Genomic DNA, 18,992 nt, shown 5'->3' with positions numbered 1-18,992 from the left:
CAGCGCGGTAATAATGTGAATGCCTTCACTAAACGAGTATGTTAGTTTTTAGTGTCACTAAAAAATAGGGTGGGTCTGAATTAAAGGCCCGATTCAGCGTACATCAGCGCATAAAAAATAGACGGACAGGGTCAAAAAAGCGAATGATCCCACAGATTTCTCAGGCGCCCGGCCTCGTTCAACGGGTGCTCGACTTTTTGGAAGCACTGAAGCAAAACGGATTCAACGGCGATACCGCCACCAGCTACGCCGACCGCCTGACGATGGCCACCGACAACAGTATCTATCAGCTGTTGCCCGATGCGGTGGTGTTCCCCCGTTCCACCGCTGACGTGGCGCTGATTGCGCGTCTGGCCGGGGAAGAGCGATTCAATACGCTGACCTTCAGCCCGCGCGGCGGCGGCACCGGCACCAACGGCCAGTCGCTCAATACCGGCATCGTGGTCGATATATCGCGCCATATGAACCGCATTCTGGAGATCAACGTCGAACAAGGCTGGGTGAAAGTCGAAGCCGGCGTGATCAAGGATCAGCTGAATCAATACCTGCGGCCGTTCGGCTACTTCTTCTCGCCGGAACTGTCCACCAGCAACCGCGCCACGCTGGGCGGCATGATCAACACCGACGCCTCCGGCCAAGGTTCGCTGGTATACGGCAAAACCTCCGATCACGTGTTGGGCCTGCGGGCGGTGCTGCTGGGCGGCGAGATGATCGATACCCGTGCCATGCCGACGGCGCTGGCGGAAACGATTGCTCTGGAAGAGACCGCGGAAGGGCGCATTTACCGCACGGTGCTCAATCGCTGCCGTGAGCAGCGCGCACTGATCCTGGAGAAATTCCCCAAGCTCAACCGCTTCCTCACCGGTTACGATCTGCGCCACGTGCTGAGCGACGATCTGCAAACCTTCGATCTGACGCGCATCCTGACCGGCGCCGAAGGCACGCTGGCGTTTATCACCGAGGCGCGGCTGGATATCACGCCGCTGCCGAAAGTGCGCCGCCTGGTCAACGTGAAGTACGACTCCTTCGACTCGGCGCTGCGCAATGCGCCCTTTATGGTCGAGGCCAAGGCGCTGTCGGTGGAAACCATCGATTCCAAGGTGCTGAATCTGGCGCGTGAAGACATTGTTTGGCACTCGGTGAACGAACTGATCGCCGACGTGCCGGATAAAGAAATGCTCGGGCTGAACATCGTCGAGTTCGCCGGCGACGATCGGGCGCTGATCGACGGCCAGATGGAGGCTCTGTGCCAACGGCTGGATGAACTGATCGCGCAGCGGCAGGGCGGCGTGATCGGGTACCAGATCTGCGGCGATCTGGCTGGCATCGAGCGCATTTACAACATGCGCAAGAAGGCGGTCGGGCTGCTGGGCAACGCCAAGGGGCGCGCCAAGCCGATTCCGTTTGCCGAGGATACCTGTGTGCCGCCGCAACACCTGGCGGACTATATCGTCGAATTCCGTCAACTGCTTGACGACCACAACCTGAGCTACGGCATGTTCGGCCACGTCGACGCCGGGGTGCTGCACGTGCGTCCGGCGCTCGACATGTGCGACCCGCAGCAGGAAGTGCTGATGAAGCAGATCTCCGATCGGGTGGTGGCGCTGACCGCCAAATACGGCGGTCTGTTGTGGGGGGAGCACGGCAAGGGCTTCCGTGCCGAGTACAGCCCTGAGTTCTTCGGGGAAACGCTGTATGAAGAGCTACGCCGCATCAAGGCGGCGTTTGATCCGGATAACCGGCTGAACCCGGGCAAGATCTGTTCGCCACTGGCGGTAGATGCACCGATGATGGAGGTAGACGCGGTCAAACGCGGCACCTTCGATCGTCAGATCCCGGTCGAGGTGCGCACCTCGTTCCGCGGCGCGCTGGAGTGTAACGGCAACGGTCTGTGCTTCAACTTCGACGTGCGCAGCCCGATGTGCCCGTCGATGAAGATCAGCGGCAACCGCATCCATTCGCCGAAAGGGCGGGCGACGCTGGTGCGCGAGTGGCTGCGTCTGTTGGCCGAGCAGGGCGTCGATCCGTTGGCGCTGGAGAAACAGCTGCCGCAGCAGCGCCTTAGCTTGCGCGGTCTAATCGAGAAAACCCGCAACAGCTGGCATGCCGGCAAGGGCGAGTACGACTTTTCGCACGAAGTGAAAGAGGCGATGTCCGGCTGTCTGGCCTGCAAGGCCTGTTCCACCCAGTGCCCGATCAAAATTGACGTGCCGGGGTTCCGTTCGCGCTTCCTGCAGCTTTACCATACCCGCTACCTGCGCCCGGTGAGCGACTACATGGTCGCCGGCGTGGAGAGCTATACCCCGTTGATGGCCCGCGCGCCGAAGGTGTTCAACTTCTTCTTCCGCCAGCCGTGGCTGCGGGAGATGAGCCGCAACGCCGTCGGCATGGTCGATCTGCCGCTGTTGTCCAGCCCGACGCTGCGTCAGCAGCTGTCCGGCCACCGCGCGACCACGCTGACGCTGGAACAGTTGGAAGGGTTGAACGCCGAGCAACGCGAAGAACACGTGCTGATCGTTCAGGATCCGTTCACCAGCTATTACGACGCCAAAGTGGTGGCGGATTTCGTTCGGCTGGTGGAAAAGCTCGGCTATAAACCGGTGCTGCTGCCGTTCTCGCCGAACGGCAAGGCGCAGCATGTGAAGGGCTTCCTGACGCGCTTTGCCCGCACCGCGCGCAAAACCGCCGATTTCCTCAACCGCGTGGCGCAGCTCGGCATGCCGCTGGTGGGTGTCGATCCGGCGCTGGTGCTGTGCTATCGCGACGAATACCGCGAGATCCTCGGCGCCGAGCGCGGCGATTTCCAGGTGCAGCTGGTGCATGAATGGTTGCAGCAGCGGATCGCGGATCGCGCCGAACAGCCGGCGACCGGCGAGCCGTGGTATCTGTTCGGCCACTGCACCGAAACCACCGCGCTGCCGGCCAGCGGCCAACAGTGGGCGGCGATCTTCGCCCGCTTCGGCGCCAAACTGGAAAACGTCAGCGTCGGCTGCTGCGGCATGGCGGGGACTTACGGCCACGAAGCCAAGAACCTGCAAAACTCGCTCGGCATTTATGAGTTATCATGGCACCCGACACTGCAGCGTTTGCCAAGGCAGCGCTGCCTGGCGACCGGCTATTCCTGCCGCAGCCAGGTGAAACGCATCGAGGGCAATGGCGTGCGCCACCCATTACAGGCACTTCTGGAGATGATTGAGTGAAATTGTGGAAACGTGAAACATCGCTGGAGCAGCTGAACCGCGCCGGCGACGGCTGCATGGTCAGCCATGTGGGCATCGAGTTTACCCAATTGGGCGAGGATTTCCTCGAGGCCACCATGCCGGTCGATGGCCGTACCCGCCAGCCGTTCGGGCTGTTGCACGGCGGGGCGTCGGTGGTGCTGGCGGAATCGATGGGATCGATGGCCGGTTACCTGTGCAGTGAGGGCGAGCAGAAAGTGGTGGGGCTGGAGATCAACGCCAACCACCTGCGCGCGGTGTTCGATGGCCAGGTGCGCGGGGTGTGCCGCGCGCTGCACGTCGGCCGTCGCCATCAGGTGTGGCAAATCGAGATCTTCGATGCGCGCGATCGGCTGTGCTGCACCTCGCGTCTGACCACGGCGGTTATCGACTGATTCTCGCCGGTTTCCGCAGGCTGCCGGCCTGCGGAGCCTTTCGCTTTACAGCTGAAACGGCACGCGTTTAACGAAGTCCTTCTGAAACGCGTTCGCCTTCTCCCAGGTGCCTTCCATCGCATACTTTTGGCAGATCAGCGTCAGCGTGTGGCGGGCGAAGTGATAGCTTTGCACCCGAAACAGCTGGCAGCGCTGCGGATTGTTGATCTCGACGATCAGCCGGTTGTGCAGCTTGCTGAGCGCGTGCAGGTAGCTGTCATCGTCGCCGTTCTCCAGGCACAGATTGGCCATGGTGAGGCTGACGCTGTTGTACCGCTTCAGGTGGTCGATATTGCATTCCGGGCGCCGCAGCGCCGCTTCGGCCATATAAAAGTCCACCGTGGCGTCGCGCACGCTGAATTTGTAGTCATCAATCTTGCCCAGTAACCATGCGTTGATCGAAAGAGTCATTGGCTTCGCGCTCAAATTCAAATTGAATGATAATCATTATCATATAAACTGCCGCGTTGCCGATCAATCCCCGGCGTGGCGTTTTTTTATTGCGCGGAAGGGTAAAAGACCGCCGCCGCCCCAACTTAATCCTGAGCGACTAAACTTTAACCTGAGGGCTGCGCGCTTGCGCAGCGCCACGAAATGCCGATAAACGCACATTTACGACAGACAGAATGCAGAAATAGGTATTTTCTATGAATGTTTAGATCGGCAACGCACCGCAGCGCTGTAACGCTGACGGGCCACCGGGGAGTGCGGTACGGTGATGCAGGATAGATAATAAATTCATAGGGATAGCATGCACACCTTGCCGCCGGACGCCGCAAGCCGCCACGAATGTCCCGCTGGCTTGCCGCACGCCGCAGCGAAAAACCGCGCTGGCGGCGGATACCCCCGCAAAACAAACGGTTGAAGTGATAATCGTTATCACTAACATATAAGCAACCCAGATTGGCTGTGGCCAAACACGAGTGTGAGGTAGACCCTATGCAAACGGAAAATGTCGGCACTTTTTCTCTGGATGAAAATGTCTGGCAAGGCATTTCGCTCAGCGACAGCGCCGTACGACAAATAACGAAACTGATGCAGCAGGATCCGCAGGTGAAAGGGCTGCAGCTAGGGGTGAAACAATCCGGCTGCGCCGGCTTTGCCTATGTGCTGGATCTGACCCGCGAACCCGCCGATGACGATCTGCTGTTTGAGCGCGACGGCGCCAAACTCTATGTGCCGCTGAAGGCCATGCCGTTCATCGATGGCACCACGGTAGATTACGTCCGCGAAGGGCTGAATCAGATATTCAAATTCAACAACCCTAAAGCTCAGCATGCCTGCGGGTGCGGCGAGAGCTTTGGCGTTTGAGCGATGCAATCAACATGACACGAAGCAATGTAGAAATGCCTAATGAAGTGCAGGCTTGGGTCAGCGAAGGTCGCTACAAAGAAGGTTTCTTCACCCAGCTTGCAACCGATGAGTTGGCCAAAGGCATCAACGAAGAGGTGGTTCGCGCCATCTCGGCCAAGCGCAACGAACCCGAGTGGATGCTGGAATTCCGCCTCGAGGCCTACCGCGCCTGGCTGCAGATGGAAGAGCCGCACTGGCTGAAGGCCAATTACGAACGCCTTAACTACCAGGACTACAGTTACTATTCGGCGCCGTCCTGCGGCAGCTGCGACGATGCCTGCGGTTCGCAACCCGGCGCCGAGCAGCAACCGGGCGCGGCGACGGAAAAAGATTACCTGACCAGCGAAGTGGAGCTGGCGTTCAATCAGCTCGGCGTGCCGGTGCGCGAGGGCAGCGAAGTGGCGGTGGACGCCATCTTCGACTCAGTATCGGTCGCTACCACTTACCGTGAAAAACTGGCGGAGAGCGGGGTGATCTTCTGCTCGTTCGGCGAAGCGATTCAGGAATACCCGGATCTGGTGCGTCAGTACCTGGGGCGCGTAGTGCCGTCCAACGATAATTTCTTCGCTGCGCTGAACGCCGCGGTGGCCTCTGACGGCACCTTCGTCTATGTGCCGAAAGGCGTGCGCTGCCCGATGGAGCTGTCGACCTATTTCCGTATCAACGCCGCCAAAACCGGCCAGTTCGAGCGCACCATCCTGATCGCCGACGAAGGCAGCTATGTCAGCTATATCGAAGGCTGTTCTGCCCCGGTGCGCGACAGCTATCAGCTGCACGCGGCGGTGGTGGAAGTGATCCTGCATAAAGACGCCGAAGTGAAATACTCGACGGTGCAGAACTGGTTCTCCGGCGGTGAGAGCAAGGGCGGTATCCTCAACTTCGTCACCAAGCGCGCGCTGTGCGAAGGCGCCGGCTCGAAAATGTCCTGGACCCAGTCGGAAACCGGCTCGGCCATCACCTGGAAATACCCGAGCGTGATCCTGCAGGGCGACAATTCGATCGGCGAATTCTTCTCGGTGGCGCTGACCAGCGGCCATCAGCAGGCGGACACCGGCACCAAGATGATCCACATCGGCAAAAACACCAAGTCGACCATCATCGCCAAAGGCATCTCCGCCGGCCACAGCGAGAACACCTATCGCGGCCTGGTGAAAATCCTGCCGGGGGCGGAAAACGCCCGTAACTTTACCCAGTGCGACTCGATGCTGATCGGGCCGGACAGCGGTGCCCACACGTTCCCTTACGTTGAAGCGCGCAACAACAGCGCTCAGCTGGAGCACGAAGCCACCACCTCGAAGATCGGCGACGACCAGCTGTTCTACTGCCTGCAGCGCGGCATCAGCGAGGATGACGCCATTTCGATGATCGTCAACGGTTTCTGCAAGGACGTTTTCTCCGAGCTGCCGCTGGAGTTCGCCGTCGAGGCGCAGAAACTTCTGGCCATCAGCCTGGAACACAGCGTGGGTTAATCGCCGCATTTTTAGCGCCGTCGGCGCTATCTGAGGACACAGCATGTTAAGCATCAAGAATTTGAAAGTCAGCGTGGAAGGCAACGAGATCCTCAAGGGATTGGATCTGGAGATCAAACCGGGCGAAGTGCATGCCATCATGGGGCCGAACGGCTCGGGCAAGAGCACGCTGTCCGCCACGCTGGCCGGGCGTGAAGAGTACGAAGTGACCGAAGGGGAAGTCACCTTCAAGGGCAAGGATCTGCTGGAGCTTGATCCGGAAGACCGCGCCGGCGAGGGCGTGTTTCTGGCCTTCCAGTACCCGGTGGAGATCCCCGGCGTCAGCAACCACTTCTTCCTGCAGACCTCGGTCAACGCGGTGCGCAAATACCGCGAGCAGGAGCCGCTGGATCGTTTTGACTTCGCCGATTTCATCGAAGAGAAAATCGCGCTGCTGGACATGCCGGCCGACCTGCTGACCCGTTCGGTCAACGTCGGCTTTTCCGGCGGTGAGAAAAAGCGCAACGACATTCTGCAGATGGCGGCGCTGGAGCCGGATCTGTGCATTCTCGATGAAACCGACTCCGGTCTGGACATCGATGCGCTCAAGATCGTCGCCAACGGCGTCAACTCGCTGCGGGACGGCAAGCGCGCCTTTATCATCGTCACCCACTACCAGCGCATTCTGGACTACATCCAACCGGATTACGTACACGTGCTGTCGCAGGGGCGCATCGTCAAATCCGGCGATTTCTCGCTGGTAAAACAGTTGGAGGAGCAGGGCTATGGCTGGCTTACCGACCAACAGTAATTCAAACGCGCTGCAGCAGCTGTATCGCCTGTTCGAAGGCCGCGGTGGCGAGCGTTCGCCGCATGCGCTGGCGCACTGGCAGCAGGCGCTGCGCCTCGGCTGGCCGACGCGCAAGCATGAAAACTGGAAATACACGCCGCTGGAGAGCCTGCTGGAGCAGCAGTTCCTCGAGCCGCAGCCCGCATTGGTGAGCGCAGAGCAGCTCGAGGCGCTGGCGCTCGGCATCGATGCCTGCCGGCTGGTGTTTATCGACGGCCGCTACAGCGCCGCGCTGAGCGATGACGATCTGGGTGATTACCAGTTCGAGTTGACCGCCTACGGCACGCCACAGGCGCTGCCGGAGGCGATCCAACCGGAAATTTTCCTGCACCTGACCGAAAGCCTGGCGCAGGAAACCAGCCTGATTCGCCTGCCGGCCGACAAGGCCCCGGCTCGTCCGCTGTACCTGCTGCATATCAGCAGCGGACGCGGCGCCAGCGGGGAAGTGAACACCGTGCATCACCGCCATCATCTGGAGATTGGGCGCGGGGCCGAGGCGGAAGTGCTCGAACACTATGTCAGCCTGGGCGAGGCCGCGCACTTCACCGGTGCACGCCTGACCGCCAACGTGGCGGACAACGCCGGACTGTTGCATTGCAAGCTGGCGTTTGAGAGCCAGCCAAGCTACCACTTTGCCCATAACGATTTGGTCATTGGCCGCGACGCGCGGGTGAAAAGCGACAGCTTCCTGCTGGGCGCCGGCTTGACGCGGCATAACACCAGCGCGCAGCTGAACGGCGAAGGCGCGAACCTGGTGATCAATAGCCTGGTGCTGCCGGTGGGCAAAGAGATCTGCGATACCCGTACCTATCTGGAGCACAACAAGGGCTATTGCGAAAGCCGCCAGCTGCATAAAACCGTGGTCAGCGATCGCGGCAAGGCGGTGTTCAACGGCATGATCAAAGTGGCCAAGCACGCGATTAAAACCGACGGCCAGATGACCAACCATAACCTGCTGTTGGGTAAGGTGGCGGAAGTGGACACCAAGCCGCAGCTGGAGATCTACGCCGACGACGTCAAGTGCAGCCACGGCGCCACCGTAGGGCGCATCGATGAAGAGCAGCTGTTCTATCTGCAGTCGCGCGGTATCGACAAGCACGCGGCACAGCAGATGATCATCTTCGCCTTCGCCGCCGAGCTGACCGAAGGCATCGCCAACGACATCATCCGGGAGCGGGTGCTGGCACGCATCGCCCAGCGCCTGCCGGGGGAGGCTGCATGAGTTATCCGATTGAACGCGTGCGCGGCGATTTCCCGCTGCTGGCGCGTGAGGTGAACGGCCAACCGCTGGCCTATCTCGACAGCGCCGCCAGCGCGCAGAAACCGCAGGTGGTGATCGACCGCGAGCTGGATTTCTATCGCCACGGCTATGCCGCGGTGCATCGCGGCATTCACACCTTGAGCGCCGAGGCGACTCAGCAGATGGAAGCGGTGCGGGAACAGGCGGCGCGCTTTATCAACGCCGCCTCGGCGGAAGAGATGGTGTTCGTCAAGGGCACCACCGAAGGCATCAACCTGGTGGCCAACAGCTTTGGCCGCCACCTGCTGCAGCCGGGCGATGCGATTCTCATCACCGAGATGGAACACCACGCCAACATCGTGCCCTGGCAGATGCTGACGCAGGAGCGTGGGTTGCAGCTGCGGGTTTGGCCGCTGCAGCCCGACGGCACGCTGGATTTGGCGCGGTTGCCGGAGCTGGTCGACGCGTCCTGCAAACTGCTGGCGCTGACCGAGGTCTCCAATGTGCTGGGCACCGTCAACCCGGTGCGCGACATCATCGCCCGCGCCAGAGGCCTGGCGCCGGATCTGACGGTGCTGGTGGACGGCGCGCAGGCGGTGATGCACCAGCGCGTCGATGTCCAGGCGCTAGACTGCGATTTTTACGTGTTTTCCGGCCACAAGCTGTACGGCCCTTCCGGTATCGGCATGCTGTATGGCCGCCAGGCGCTGCTGCAGCAGATGCCACCGTGGGAAGGGGGCGGCTCGATGATCCGCCAGGTCAGCCTGACGGCGGGCACCACCTTCGCCGATCCGCCGTGGCGCTTCGAGGCGGGTTCGCCGAACACCGCCGGCATCATGGGGCTGGGGGCGGCGTTCGATTACGTCGAAGCCCTGGGTCTGAATGCGATCCACGATTATGAACAGTCGCTGATGCACTACGCGCTCGAGGCGCTCACGCAGGTGCCGACGCTGAAAATCTATGGTCCGGCACATCGGGCCGGGGTGATCGCCTTTAATTTGGGAGAACACCACGCCTATGACGTCGGCAGCTTCCTCGATCAGTATGGCATCGCCATTCGCACCGGCCATCACTGCGCCATGCCACTGATGGCGTTTTATCAGGTGCCGAGCATGTGCCGCGCTTCGCTGGCGTTATATAATACCCGCGAAGAGGTGGACCGGCTGGTGGCCGGGCTGCAACGCATTCATCAGCTATTAGGTTAGGCCGGGGCGCGTCCCCGGCGGTACAAAAGGATCCCCATGGCGAATTTGCCGGACAAAGATAAATTGGTGCGTAATTTCTCCCGCTGTCTGAACTGGGAGGAGAAATACCTGTACGTGATTGAACTTGGCGCCAAGTTGCCGCCGCTGGACGAGGCCGAGCGGCAGGCCGGCAACCTGATTTCCGGCTGTCAGAGCCAGGTGTGGATCGTGATGCGTCTCGATGAGCAGGGGCAGGTCGAGTTTCACGGCGACAGCGATGCGGCGATCGTCAAAGGGTTGCTGGCGGTGGTGTTTATTCTTTATCGTCAATTAACGCCACAACAGATCGTCGATCTCGATGTGCGGCCGTTTTTCGGCGAACTGGCGCTCAGCCAACATCTGACGCCTTCACGCTCGCAGGGGCTGGAGGCGATGATCCGTGCCATTCGCAGTAAAGCGGCGCAGCTGGCCTGATCCTTAACGCCTTTCTCCTCAAGGCTCATTGATATATTCGCTTTGTCAATGAGTCTTTACAATCCGTTGTTTTCCCCAGGAACCATCCCCCAATTCAGTGATATTTCAGCAGCTTACCTATTGACGTTTCGTTGACAATCAACGACGGCGATTACGTTATAACGTGTTGATTTTTAGAGAACTTATTGCCTTTGATGCCAGCATTGCTAGTATTAATCAGGTATTGTCTGATTTACCCACCGTCGGGCGCTCGTTAGCCTTGGGGGCGAACCGTCATAAAAAATATAGGGATGATAATGAAACGTGCGTTGAGTTTAATGGGCATGGTCTTCGCCACCGTACTGGCCGGCACGCAGGCCGCCAGTGCGACCGAGTACCCGCTGCCGCCGCCAGACAGCCGTCTGATCGGTGAAAACACCACTTATACCGTGCCAAACGACGGCCGTCCGCTGGAGGCGATCGCCGCCGACTACAAGATTGGCCTGCTGGGCATGCTGGAAGCCAACCCTGGCACCGACCCGTTCCTGCCCAAGCCAGGCACGGTGCTGACCATTCCGACCCAAATGCTGCTGCCTGACACTAAGCGTGAAGGGATTATCGTCAATCTGGCCGAGCTGCGTCTTTACTACTACCCGAAAGGCGAGAACAAAGTGATCGTCTATCCGATCGGCATCGGCCAGACCGGGATGCACACGCCGCTGGAAGTGACCTCCATCAGCCAGAAGATCCCTAACCCGACCTGGACGCCCACCGCCAACATCCGCAAGCGCTATCAGTCCCAGGGCGTGACGCTGCCTGCAGTGGTGCCGGCCGGGCCTGAGAACCCGATGGGGCTGTTCGCCCTGCGTCTGGCGATGGGGCGCGGTGAATACCTGATCCACGGCACCAACGCCAACTTCGGTATCGGCATGCGCGTCAGCTCCGGCTGTATTCGCCTGCGTCCGACGGACATCGAAGCGCTGTTCAATCAGGTGCCGCGTGGTACACGGGTGCAGGTGATCAACGATCCGGTGAAGATTTCGGTTGAGCCGGACGGCAAACGCTATGTGGAAGTGCACCAGCCGCTGTCGCGGGTAGAAAGCGACGATCCGCAGACCATGCCGATCGCGTTGTCTAAAGCGGAGAAAGCCTTTGCTGCGGATGGTCAGACCGATCGCGCCGTGTTCGATAGCGCGGTTGTACGCCGTTCTGGCATGCCGGTGCTGGTCAACGTAGGAGAGAGTCCGTCTGAGGTGAGTTTAACGCCTGCAGCGGCGCCTGCGGCGAATAAGAGCCCATTCAAGGCAGCGCCAATCAGTTCGGTGAACTAAGTTTGCAAGATTGAGCGGTCGAAGAGGGGTTCAGCGTGCTGAACCTCTTTTTTTGCCCGCTATGCAGGAAAAATCAGTCCAGGATACAGGCGAAAAAAAACGGCGCACAATGTGCGCCGTTTTCAATAACCAAAGCTATCTTACTTTTTGTAAGCGTGAGCTTGGTTGTCCAGACGCTGGTTAGCGCGTGCTGCGTCGTCTTTAGCAGCTTGAACGTCAGAACGCATTGCGTTCACGTCGTTGCTCAGCTGATCAACTTTAGCGTTCAGAGTCTGAACGTCAGAAGACAGTTGATCGATTTTAGCGTTGCTAGAGCAGCCAGCCAGCAGAGTGGAACCCAGGATTACCGCGCCCAGTACCAGTTTAGTACGATTCATTATAACACCCTCTAGATTGAGTTAATCTCCATGTAGCGTTACAAGTATTACACAAACTTTTTTCGAAAGAGAATAATTTTTTAGTGTTGAGGTGCTTTATTTTGATCGTTCGCTCAAACTTGCATCTGGTTTTACAAATTAGTTAAAAAAACGAGGGAAAACAGCCGGCTTCCATGGGACTACTCCGATTCTTTATTAGCTAAATAATGAGCGGTCCGCGGTTGCGTTTTGAGAAAAATAGGTTACTGCTGATAAAAAAAACGCCGCAAAGCGGCGTTTTGATCAAGGCAATTATGTCACGTTTTATATTACAGCACGTGTACCGAGGCAGTGTTGGTGGTGCCGCTCGGCACCAGCGCGCCGGAAACCATCACCACGACGTCGCCTTTTTGCGCCAGGCCGCTGGCCAGCGCGGCTTCTTTACCGATGCGGTAGAAGTCGTCGGTAGAAGCGATTTCCTTGACCATCTGCGGGATGACGCCCTTGCTCAGCACCAGCTGATGCGCGGTAGTCTCATTGGTGGTCAGCGCCAGGATCACCGCGTTCGGGAAGTATTTACGCACGGATTTCGCTGACTTGCCGCCGCTGGTGGCGACGACGATCAGCGGCGCGTCCAGTTTCTCGGCGGTTTCAACCGCGCCACGGCACACCGCTTCGGTGATGCGCAGCTTGCGGCGATCGTTCAGGGAGTCGATGCGGCTTGGCATCACGCGATCGGTGCGCTCGCAGATGGTCGCCATGATGTTGACCGCTTCCAGCGGATATTTGCCCTTGGCGCTCTCGCCGGACAGCATGACAGCATCGGTGCCGTCCAGGATGGCGTTGGCAACGTCGCCGGCTTCCGCACGGGTAGGGCGCGGGTTTTTGATCATGGAATCGAGCATCTGGGTGGCGGTGATCACCACTTTACGCGCACGGTTGCATTTTTCGATCATCATCTTCTGGGCGAAGATCACTTCTTCGACCGGGATCTCCACGCCCAGATCGCCGCGGGCAACCATGATGCCGTCGGACGCTTCGAGGATTTCGTCGAAGTTGTTCAGGCCTTCCTGGTTCTCGATCTTGGAGATGATCTGGATCTGCTCGCCGCCGTGCGCTTTCAGGTGCTCGCGGATCTCCAGCACGTCGGAACGTTTACGGATGAAGGACGCCGCCACGAAGTCGACGCCTTGCTCGCAGCCGAAGATCAGGTCGCGTTTGTCTTTTTCGGCCAGCGCAGGCAACTGGATGGACACGCCCGGCAGGTTGACGCCTTTGTTCTCGCCCAGATCGCCGTTGTTCAGCACCTTACAAACGACTTCGTTCTCGGTCACGTTGGTGACTTCCATGCCGATCAGGCCGTCGTCAACCAGCACGGTGTTACCGATCTTCAGGTCGGCGGCGAAGCCGGCGTAGGTGACCGCTACGCGATCGCTGTTGCCGATCACACTCTGGTCGGTGGTGAAGGTGAAGGTTTGGCCGGCGACCAGCGAGGCGTCTTTACCGCCTTCCAATTTCATGGTGCGAATTTCCGGGCCTTTGGTATCCAGCAGGATGCCGGCGTTGATACCGGTTTTCGCCATCACGGCGCGCATGTTCTTGATGCGGTTGCCGTGCTCTTCATAGTCGCCGTGAGAGAAGTTGAGACGCATCACGTTCATGCCCGCATTGAGCAGGTTGGTCAGCATTTCTTCCGATTCGGTTTTTGGACCGATGGTACAAACAATTTTGGTCTTTTTCATGGCGGAGTTTTCTACAAGTTGTGATGGATAAAAAACGAACTTGACCGGCGCTATTTACGCCGATAGGGAATTTGAGCCGTGCCTGGTGGTGAAAAACATAGTTAAGGATAGGTGACGACAGTTGAAGTGGGGCGGAAAAATTCAGCCCGCGCGGGGGCGCGGAGATGCTGCGCAACGGGGTGAGATGAAATCGTGTTGTTATTGCGTTTTCGCAGATCAAGGGCTGAAACCATTCAACTGATAGACGTTGCGCATTATAAAGGCTAAGCGGCGGGAAACAAAATAAAAAACCGCAGCGGTGTGGCGGATATGTCAAAACGGGGGCAAATGTGGCGCAAATGCAACGCGTTGCGTACAGCTTGTTGCGCAAATAACCTTGCTGTAAATACGGCTTAGCGCGTTTGCGGGATTTCCAGCAGCACGCCGGCGCTCAGGCAGAAGCAGCCGCTGGCGACGTTGGCCGGCAGGATCAGGCTCTCGCCGGCCCGTACTGTCCGCGTATCGCCGCCGAGGGTGAACTCGAATTCACCCGATATCACCCGGGTTTGCAGCGCATGCGGGGGCTTTTGCAGTTGGCCAAAGGCGCCGGCCTCGAAACGCACTTCCGCCGCCGGCGAACCGTCGCTCATCACCCCTTCACGGCGGGCAAGGCCATTGTCGAGCGGTAAAAAGGCGGTTTTGGCGGTGAAGGTGGTCATGTGGCGTTCCTGATGGTGGATGGCGGTAGTTCGGCGCAATCGACATGAGAAATCGAGCGGTCGAGCAGAGACGAAACAACGGGAAGTATAACGCGATAGGGGGAGAGATAAATCAGCAATATGGTGCGTCCGAGTGGACTCGAACCACCGACCCCCACCATGTCAAGGTGGTGCTCTAACCAACTGAGCTACGGACGCACTGCACTGCTTCTGGAATTTGGTGCGTCCGAGTGGACTCGAACCACCGACCCCCACCATGTCAAGGTGGTGCTCTAACCAACTGAGCTACGGACGCACTGTACTGCTTCTGGAATTTGGTGCGTCCGAGTGGACTCGAACCACCGACCCCCACCATGTCAAGGTGGTGCTCTAACCAACTGAGCTACGGACGCATCTTTTCCTGTCTGTCATGGCTGACAGCGGGGACGAATATTAACGAGCTACCTGCGCGCTGGCAAGGGGAAAAGCGCAATTTTATTCGGTATTTCACGCGATTGCTGAGGTTGTGCGCAGTCCGGCGTTTTTTTCCGCAAACCGCAGCCCGGCCGGGGATGAAACCGGCCGGGAGCGAATTCAGCGCGTGGATCGCTGCAGGATGACGGCGGTCGGCTGTTTCTGCAGCCAGCGCATACGCAGCGCCATCATGATGGCGGCGAAGGTCAGGCCAATGATAAAGCCGATCCAGAAGCCGCTTGGCCCCATTGCCGGCACCACCACGTCGGTTAACGCCAGCAGATAGCCGCTCGGCAGGCCCAATACCCAATAAGCGATAAAGGTGATGAAGAAGATCGCTCGGGTGTCTTTATAACCACGTAGCACGCCGCTGCCGATCACCTGGATCGAGTCCGAAATTTGGTACAGCGCCGCCAACAGCATCAGCTGCGAGGCCATAGCCACCACCGCCGGGCTGTCGTTGTACAGCAGGGCGATCGGTTCGCGCAAGGTGGCGGTAAACAGCGCGGTGCAGACGGCCATGGTGATGCCGACGCCGATGGCGGAATAGGCGGCGACGCGCGCGCCTTCGACCGAGCCTTCCCCCAGACGATAACCGACGCGGATGGTGGCGCCGACGCCCAGCGACAGCGGCAGCACGAACATCAGCGCGCTGAAGTTAAGCGCGATCTGGTGGCCGGCGACCGCGACGATCCCGAGCGGCGAAACCAGCAACGCCACCACGGCGAACAGCGTGACTTCGAAGAACAGCGCCAGCGCCACCGGCATGCCGATGCCGATCAGGCGCTTCAGCGCTGCCCAGTCCGGGCCGCCGAGATCGCCGGCCTGGCGTTTGATGTCGCGCTGCGACGGCGCGCGCTTCACGTACCAGCGCATCATCAGGAACATGATCCAGTAGACGCTGCCGGTGGCGACGCCGCAGCCGACGCCGCCGAGTTCCGGCATGCCGAACTTGCCGTAGATGAAGATGTAGTTGATCGGGATATTCACCAGCAGGCCGAGGAAGCCGATCACCATGCCGGGCTTGGTTTTAGACAACCCCTCGCACTGGTTGCGCATCACCTGGAAGAACAGGTAGCCCGGCGCCCCCCACATGATGGCGTGCAGGTAGCCGACGGCTTTATCCGCCAGCTGCGGATCGATGTTGTGCATCATGTCGATGACGAACTTGCAGTTATACAGCACGACGATCAGCAGTACGGAGACGCCGGAGGCCAGCCAAAAACCCTGGCGCACCTGATGGCCGATACGATCGCGGCGGCCGGCACCGTTGAGCTGAGCGATAACCGGGGTCAACGCCAGCAGCAGACCGTGGCCGAACAGGATGGCCGGCAGCCAGATTGAGGTGCCGACCGCCACCGCCGCCATGTCGGTGGCGCTGTAAGCGCCGGCCATGATGGTATCCACCACGCCCATAGCGGTTTGCGATATTTGCGCGATAATGACCGGGATAGCGAGAGCCAATAAACTACGCGCTTCAATTAAGTACTTCTGCACGCATACACCTTTTCTATTTATATATGTGGGAGGGAGGGCTGCCGCGAGAGGACAACAATTAAAATAGCGGAATTTTGTCAAAAAGATTGTACCTGCTCGGCGTCGTTAAGCAAACGCCGCAGATAAATAGTTATTAAATGCGCAGCCATTCCTTTTTTACCGTCGCGGATTTGGTTTTCAGCGCCAACTGGGGCAAACTGCCGGTAGCGTTTTAACCTATTTAGCAAGAAGAGGCACATATGTTCACCGGTATCGTACAAGGCACCGCGCCGCTGGTCGCCATTGATGAGAAACCCAATTTCCGCACCCACGTGATCGAAATGCCTACCGAGCTGCTGCCGGGGCTGGAGCTGGGCGCGTCGGTGGCCCATAACGGCTGCTGCCTGACCGTCACCGCGGTGGAAGGCAACCGCGTCAGCTTCGATTTGATCAAAGAAACGTTGCGCCTGACCAACCTCGGCGATCTGGCGCTGGGCGACATCGTCAATATCGAGCGCGCGGCGAAGTTCAATGATGAAATTGGCGGCCATTTGATGTCCGGCCATATTATCTGCACGGCGGAGGTGGCCAAGATTTATACCTCGGAAAATAACCGCCAGGTATGGCTGCGCATGCCGGATGCGGAATTGATGAAATATGTGCTGCACAAAGGTTTCATCGGCATCGACGGCATTAGCCTGACCATCGGCGAAGTGGTGAATAACCGTTTCTGCGTGCACCTGATCCCGGAAACGCTGGATCGCACCACGCTGGGTAAAAAACGCCTCGGTGACAAGGTGAACATCGAGATCGATCCGCAAACGCAGGCGGTGGTGGACACCGTCGAGCGCGTGCTGGCCAACCGGGAAGCGACGCTGGCGGCGGCGGTGGCGCCGGCGCACAAAGACTGACAGCGATTCGGGCGTTGCCGCCGGAATCGAATCATAAGCAGAGAGGAGAAACGCGTGAAGTTTTATGGGAAAACGTTGTTGTTAACCGCGTTGCTGGCGCTGAGCGCCTGCAGCAGTTCGCCTGAGCAGGGCGCGGGCGCGCAAATGGCCGATGCGGACGATACCTGTGGCGCATCACAGTATCAAAACTTCGTCGGCAAACCGATGACCTCGCTGGAAGGCGTACGGATCGACGCCAAGGTGCGAGCCATTCCGTACAACTCTGCCGTCACCATGGATTTCAACCTGCGCCGCCTGAACTTCCTTGGCGACAGCGACGATAAAATCATCCGCGTTTACTGCGGCTAAGCCGTACGCTTCGAACGAGCAAAAAAGGCCCCGGCGATGTGACTACCGGGGCCTTTTTTGTCGGGCAAGTGGCTTAGCGGGCGACGCGGATGCCGCCTTCAACGCCTTTCGGGCTGAATACCACCTGCCACAGTTGCAGATCGCGCGCCCGGAACGCGCCGGCGCAGGCGTTCAGGTAATAGCTGAACATCCGCTCGAAGCGTTCGGAGTAGCGCGGGGCAAGCTGCGGCCACGCCTGTTTGAAGCGCTCGAACCAGGCCATCAGCGTGCGATCGTAGTCGGCGCCGATGTTGTGCCAGTCTTCCATCACGAAATGGCCTTCGCTGGCTTCGGCGATATGGCTCACTGAAGGCAGGCAGCCGTTCGGGAAGATATATTTGTTGATCCACGGATCGACGTTCATGTCGGTTTTGTTGGAACCGATGGTGTGCAGCAGGAACAGGCCGTGCGGCGCTAAATTGCGTTCTACCACATTGAAATAGGTGCGGTAGTTTTTCGGCCCGACGTGCTCGAACATGCCGACCGAGACAATGCGATCAAACTGCTGATGAAGATCGCGATAATCCTGCAGCAGGATCTGCACATCCAGCCCGGCGCAGCGAGCCTGGGCCAGCTTCTGTTGTTCGGCGGAAATGGTCACGCCGACCACCGACACGCCGTAATGCTTCGCCGCATAGGCGGAGAGGCCGCCCCAGCCGCAGCCGATGTCCAGCAAGCGCATGCCCGGCTGCAGCTGCAGTTTTTCGCAGATCATCCGCAGCTTCGCTTCCTGCGCTTCCTCCAGCGTGGTGGCGTCTTTCCAATAGCCACAGGAATACTGCATGTAAGGATCGAGCATCAGGGTAAACAGATCGTTGCCGAGATCGTAATGTTCTTTGCCGACGATCCAGGCGCGCTTTTTCGATTGCAGGTTGGTCAGGCGCGCGGCGGCGATCCGCAGGGTATCTTTCAGGTGGTGGGGAAGTTTCTTCTCCAGCCCGGCGCTGACCACGCGCTGGAAGAATATATCCAGCCGTTCGCACTCCCACCAACCGTCCATATAACTTTCGCCGAGGCCCAGTGACCCTTGTTGCAAAACGCGTTTAAAGAATTCGGGATTTTTAACCTGAATATCGAAAGGGCGCGATCCATTGATTTCGATACCGGCCAGACCGAGCATTTCGTGCGCGATGCGATACCACTGGTTATCCTGGATGCTCAGATCTTCTATACACGATGAACTCATAGCTTCTCCATCACCTTCTTCTGACTGATGACCCGTTAGGAAACAGCTTAGACAATTTCTGCGGGTGCATACGTATACCGACGGGAAATAAGCCCGCGGCGTCTGATATCCGACTATGAACAGAGGAAATTTAAAGAAACGACCCGACGCAAATGGCGCAGGATAAACGCCTCTTTAAAAAAGAGTGTGACGCAAGACGCGTACACAAGAGCTAATTGAGATATAGAGATTATAAGGTGTTACTTTATAAAGTTGTTTTTGAGTATAGGCGT

Annotated in this window: 17 protein-coding genes and 3 tRNA genes; 11 read left to right on the top strand and 9 right to left on the bottom strand. The window is 58.8% G+C overall.

From position 1 onward, the window contains the following. Nucleotides 1-143: 143 nt before the first annotated feature. Nucleotides 144-3,200: a D-2-hydroxyglutarate dehydrogenase YdiJ gene (gene ydiJ / locus ACJ8J5_RS12210; protein WP_414104669.1), complete on the top strand. Its 3,057-nt coding sequence runs from the start codon at nucleotides 144-146 to the stop codon at nucleotides 3,198-3,200. Next, nucleotides 3,197-3,613: a 1,4-dihydroxy-2-naphthoyl-CoA hydrolase gene (gene menI / locus ACJ8J5_RS12205; RefSeq protein ID WP_016927938.1), complete on the top strand. Its 417-nt coding sequence runs from the start codon at nucleotides 3,197-3,199 to the stop codon at nucleotides 3,611-3,613. Before ydiJ ends, menI begins: the two co-directional genes overlap by 4 nt. Before the next feature lie 45 nt (nucleotides 3,614-3,658). On the opposite strand, the gene ACJ8J5_RS12200 is transcribed toward menI, so the two are convergent. After that, nucleotides 3,659-4,063: a hypothetical protein gene (locus tag ACJ8J5_RS12200; RefSeq protein WP_004931369.1), complete on the bottom strand. Its 405-nt coding sequence runs from the start codon at nucleotides 4,061-4,063 to the stop codon at nucleotides 3,659-3,661. 528 nt (nucleotides 4,064-4,591) lie between these two features. Between ACJ8J5_RS12200 and sufA the strand changes: the two genes are divergently transcribed. The 7 genes from sufA (at nucleotide 4,592) to ACJ8J5_RS12165 (ending at nucleotide 11,511) form a co-directional block, all read left to right on the top strand. After that, nucleotides 4,592-4,963 carry a Fe-S cluster assembly scaffold SufA gene (gene sufA / locus ACJ8J5_RS12195; RefSeq protein WP_004931368.1) on the top strand — a complete coding sequence of 124 codons (372 nt, stop codon included), beginning with the start codon at nucleotides 4,592-4,594 and terminating at the stop codon, nucleotides 4,961-4,963. A gap of 14 nt (nucleotides 4,964-4,977) precedes the next feature. Beyond that, nucleotides 4,978-6,474, top strand: a complete 1,497-nt coding sequence (gene sufB, locus ACJ8J5_RS12190; protein ID WP_025302644.1) for a Fe-S cluster assembly protein SufB — start codon at nucleotides 4,978-4,980, stop codon at nucleotides 6,472-6,474. Between the two features lie 43 nt (nucleotides 6,475-6,517). Beyond that, a complete protein-coding gene (sufC, locus tag ACJ8J5_RS12185; RefSeq protein WP_016927936.1) occupies nucleotides 6,518-7,264 on the top strand; it encodes a Fe-S cluster assembly ATPase SufC in 747 nt (248 codons plus the stop codon). After that, nucleotides 7,239-8,525 (top strand): Fe-S cluster assembly protein SufD, encoded by a 1,287-nt coding sequence (gene sufD, locus ACJ8J5_RS12180; protein WP_414104668.1) that lies wholly within the window; start codon nucleotides 7,239-7,241, stop codon nucleotides 8,523-8,525. The genes sufC and sufD overlap by 26 nt, the downstream gene beginning before the upstream one ends. Then, nucleotides 8,522-9,748: a cysteine desulfurase SufS gene (gene sufS, locus ACJ8J5_RS12175; protein ID WP_414104667.1), complete on the top strand. Its 1,227-nt coding sequence runs from the start codon at nucleotides 8,522-8,524 to the stop codon at nucleotides 9,746-9,748. The genes sufD and sufS overlap by 4 nt, the downstream gene beginning before the upstream one ends. Nucleotides 9,749-9,784: 36 nt before the next feature. Further along, on the top strand, nucleotides 9,785-10,201 hold the full coding sequence (gene sufE, locus ACJ8J5_RS12170; RefSeq protein WP_025302647.1) for a cysteine desulfuration protein SufE: 417 nt from the start codon (nucleotides 9,785-9,787) through the stop codon (nucleotides 10,199-10,201). 296 nt (nucleotides 10,202-10,497) lie between these two features. Beyond that, nucleotides 10,498-11,511 (top strand): L,D-transpeptidase family protein, encoded by a 1,014-nt coding sequence (locus ACJ8J5_RS12165; RefSeq protein WP_025302648.1) that lies wholly within the window; start codon nucleotides 10,498-10,500, stop codon nucleotides 11,509-11,511. Nucleotides 11,512-11,651: 140 nt separating this feature from the next. Here the strand turns inward: ACJ8J5_RS12165 and ACJ8J5_RS12160 are convergent, their stop codons facing one another. From ACJ8J5_RS12160 to ACJ8J5_RS12130, 7 genes are all read right to left on the bottom strand, one after another. Next, nucleotides 11,652-11,888, bottom strand: a complete 237-nt coding sequence (locus ACJ8J5_RS12160) for a major outer membrane lipoprotein (protein ID WP_004931354.1) — start codon at nucleotides 11,886-11,888, stop codon at nucleotides 11,652-11,654. Nucleotides 11,889-12,196: 308 nt separating this feature from the next. Beyond that, nucleotides 12,197-13,609 carry a pyruvate kinase PykF gene (pykF, locus tag ACJ8J5_RS12155; RefSeq protein WP_025302649.1) on the bottom strand — a complete coding sequence of 471 codons (1,413 nt, stop codon included), beginning with the start codon at nucleotides 13,607-13,609 and terminating at the stop codon, nucleotides 12,197-12,199. 392 nt (nucleotides 13,610-14,001) lie between these two features. Further along, the gene (locus tag ACJ8J5_RS12150) at nucleotides 14,002-14,307 is read right to left on the bottom strand and encodes a cupin (RefSeq protein WP_025302650.1); all 306 of its coding nucleotides are present in this window, start codon (nucleotides 14,305-14,307) and stop codon (nucleotides 14,002-14,004) included. Nucleotides 14,308-14,428: 121 nt separating this feature from the next. Beyond that, nucleotides 14,429-14,505 (bottom strand) — tRNA-Val (locus ACJ8J5_RS12145). Nucleotides 14,506-14,525: 20 nt separating this feature from the next. Beyond that, nucleotides 14,526-14,602, bottom strand: a tRNA-Val gene (locus ACJ8J5_RS12140). A gap of 20 nt (nucleotides 14,603-14,622) precedes the next feature. Next, nucleotides 14,623-14,699 (bottom strand) — tRNA-Val (locus ACJ8J5_RS12135). Between the two features lie 181 nt (nucleotides 14,700-14,880). Then, entirely contained in the window at nucleotides 14,881-16,257 is a 1,377-nt protein-coding gene (locus tag ACJ8J5_RS12130) for an MATE family efflux transporter (protein ID WP_043141143.1), read from the bottom strand. Nucleotides 16,258-16,496: 239 nt separating this feature from the next. Between ACJ8J5_RS12130 and ACJ8J5_RS12125 the strand changes: the two genes are divergently transcribed. Next, complete coding sequence (locus tag ACJ8J5_RS12125) at nucleotides 16,497-17,147, top strand: riboflavin synthase (RefSeq protein ID WP_025302652.1); 651 nt, start codon at nucleotides 16,497-16,499, stop codon at nucleotides 17,145-17,147. A gap of 54 nt (nucleotides 17,148-17,201) precedes the next feature. Next, nucleotides 17,202-17,495: an I78 family peptidase inhibitor gene (locus ACJ8J5_RS12120; protein WP_016927929.1), complete on the top strand. Its 294-nt coding sequence runs from the start codon at nucleotides 17,202-17,204 to the stop codon at nucleotides 17,493-17,495. 73 nt (nucleotides 17,496-17,568) lie between these two features. Here the strand turns inward: ACJ8J5_RS12120 and cfa are convergent, their stop codons facing one another. After that, entirely contained in the window at nucleotides 17,569-18,720 is a 1,152-nt protein-coding gene (gene cfa, locus ACJ8J5_RS12115) for a cyclopropane fatty acyl phospholipid synthase (RefSeq protein ID WP_043141148.1), read from the bottom strand. Nucleotides 18,721-18,992 lie beyond the last annotated feature (272 nt).

Origin of the sequence: Serratia sp. CY43202 (assembly GCF_052168755.1) — a bacterium.
In the GTDB taxonomy this organism is placed as follows: Bacteria; Pseudomonadota; Gammaproteobacteria; order Enterobacterales; family Enterobacteriaceae; genus Serratia; species Serratia bockelmannii.
The sequence above is the reverse complement of the archived record's forward strand: the minus strand, read 5'-3'. Positions and strand labels throughout refer to the sequence as shown.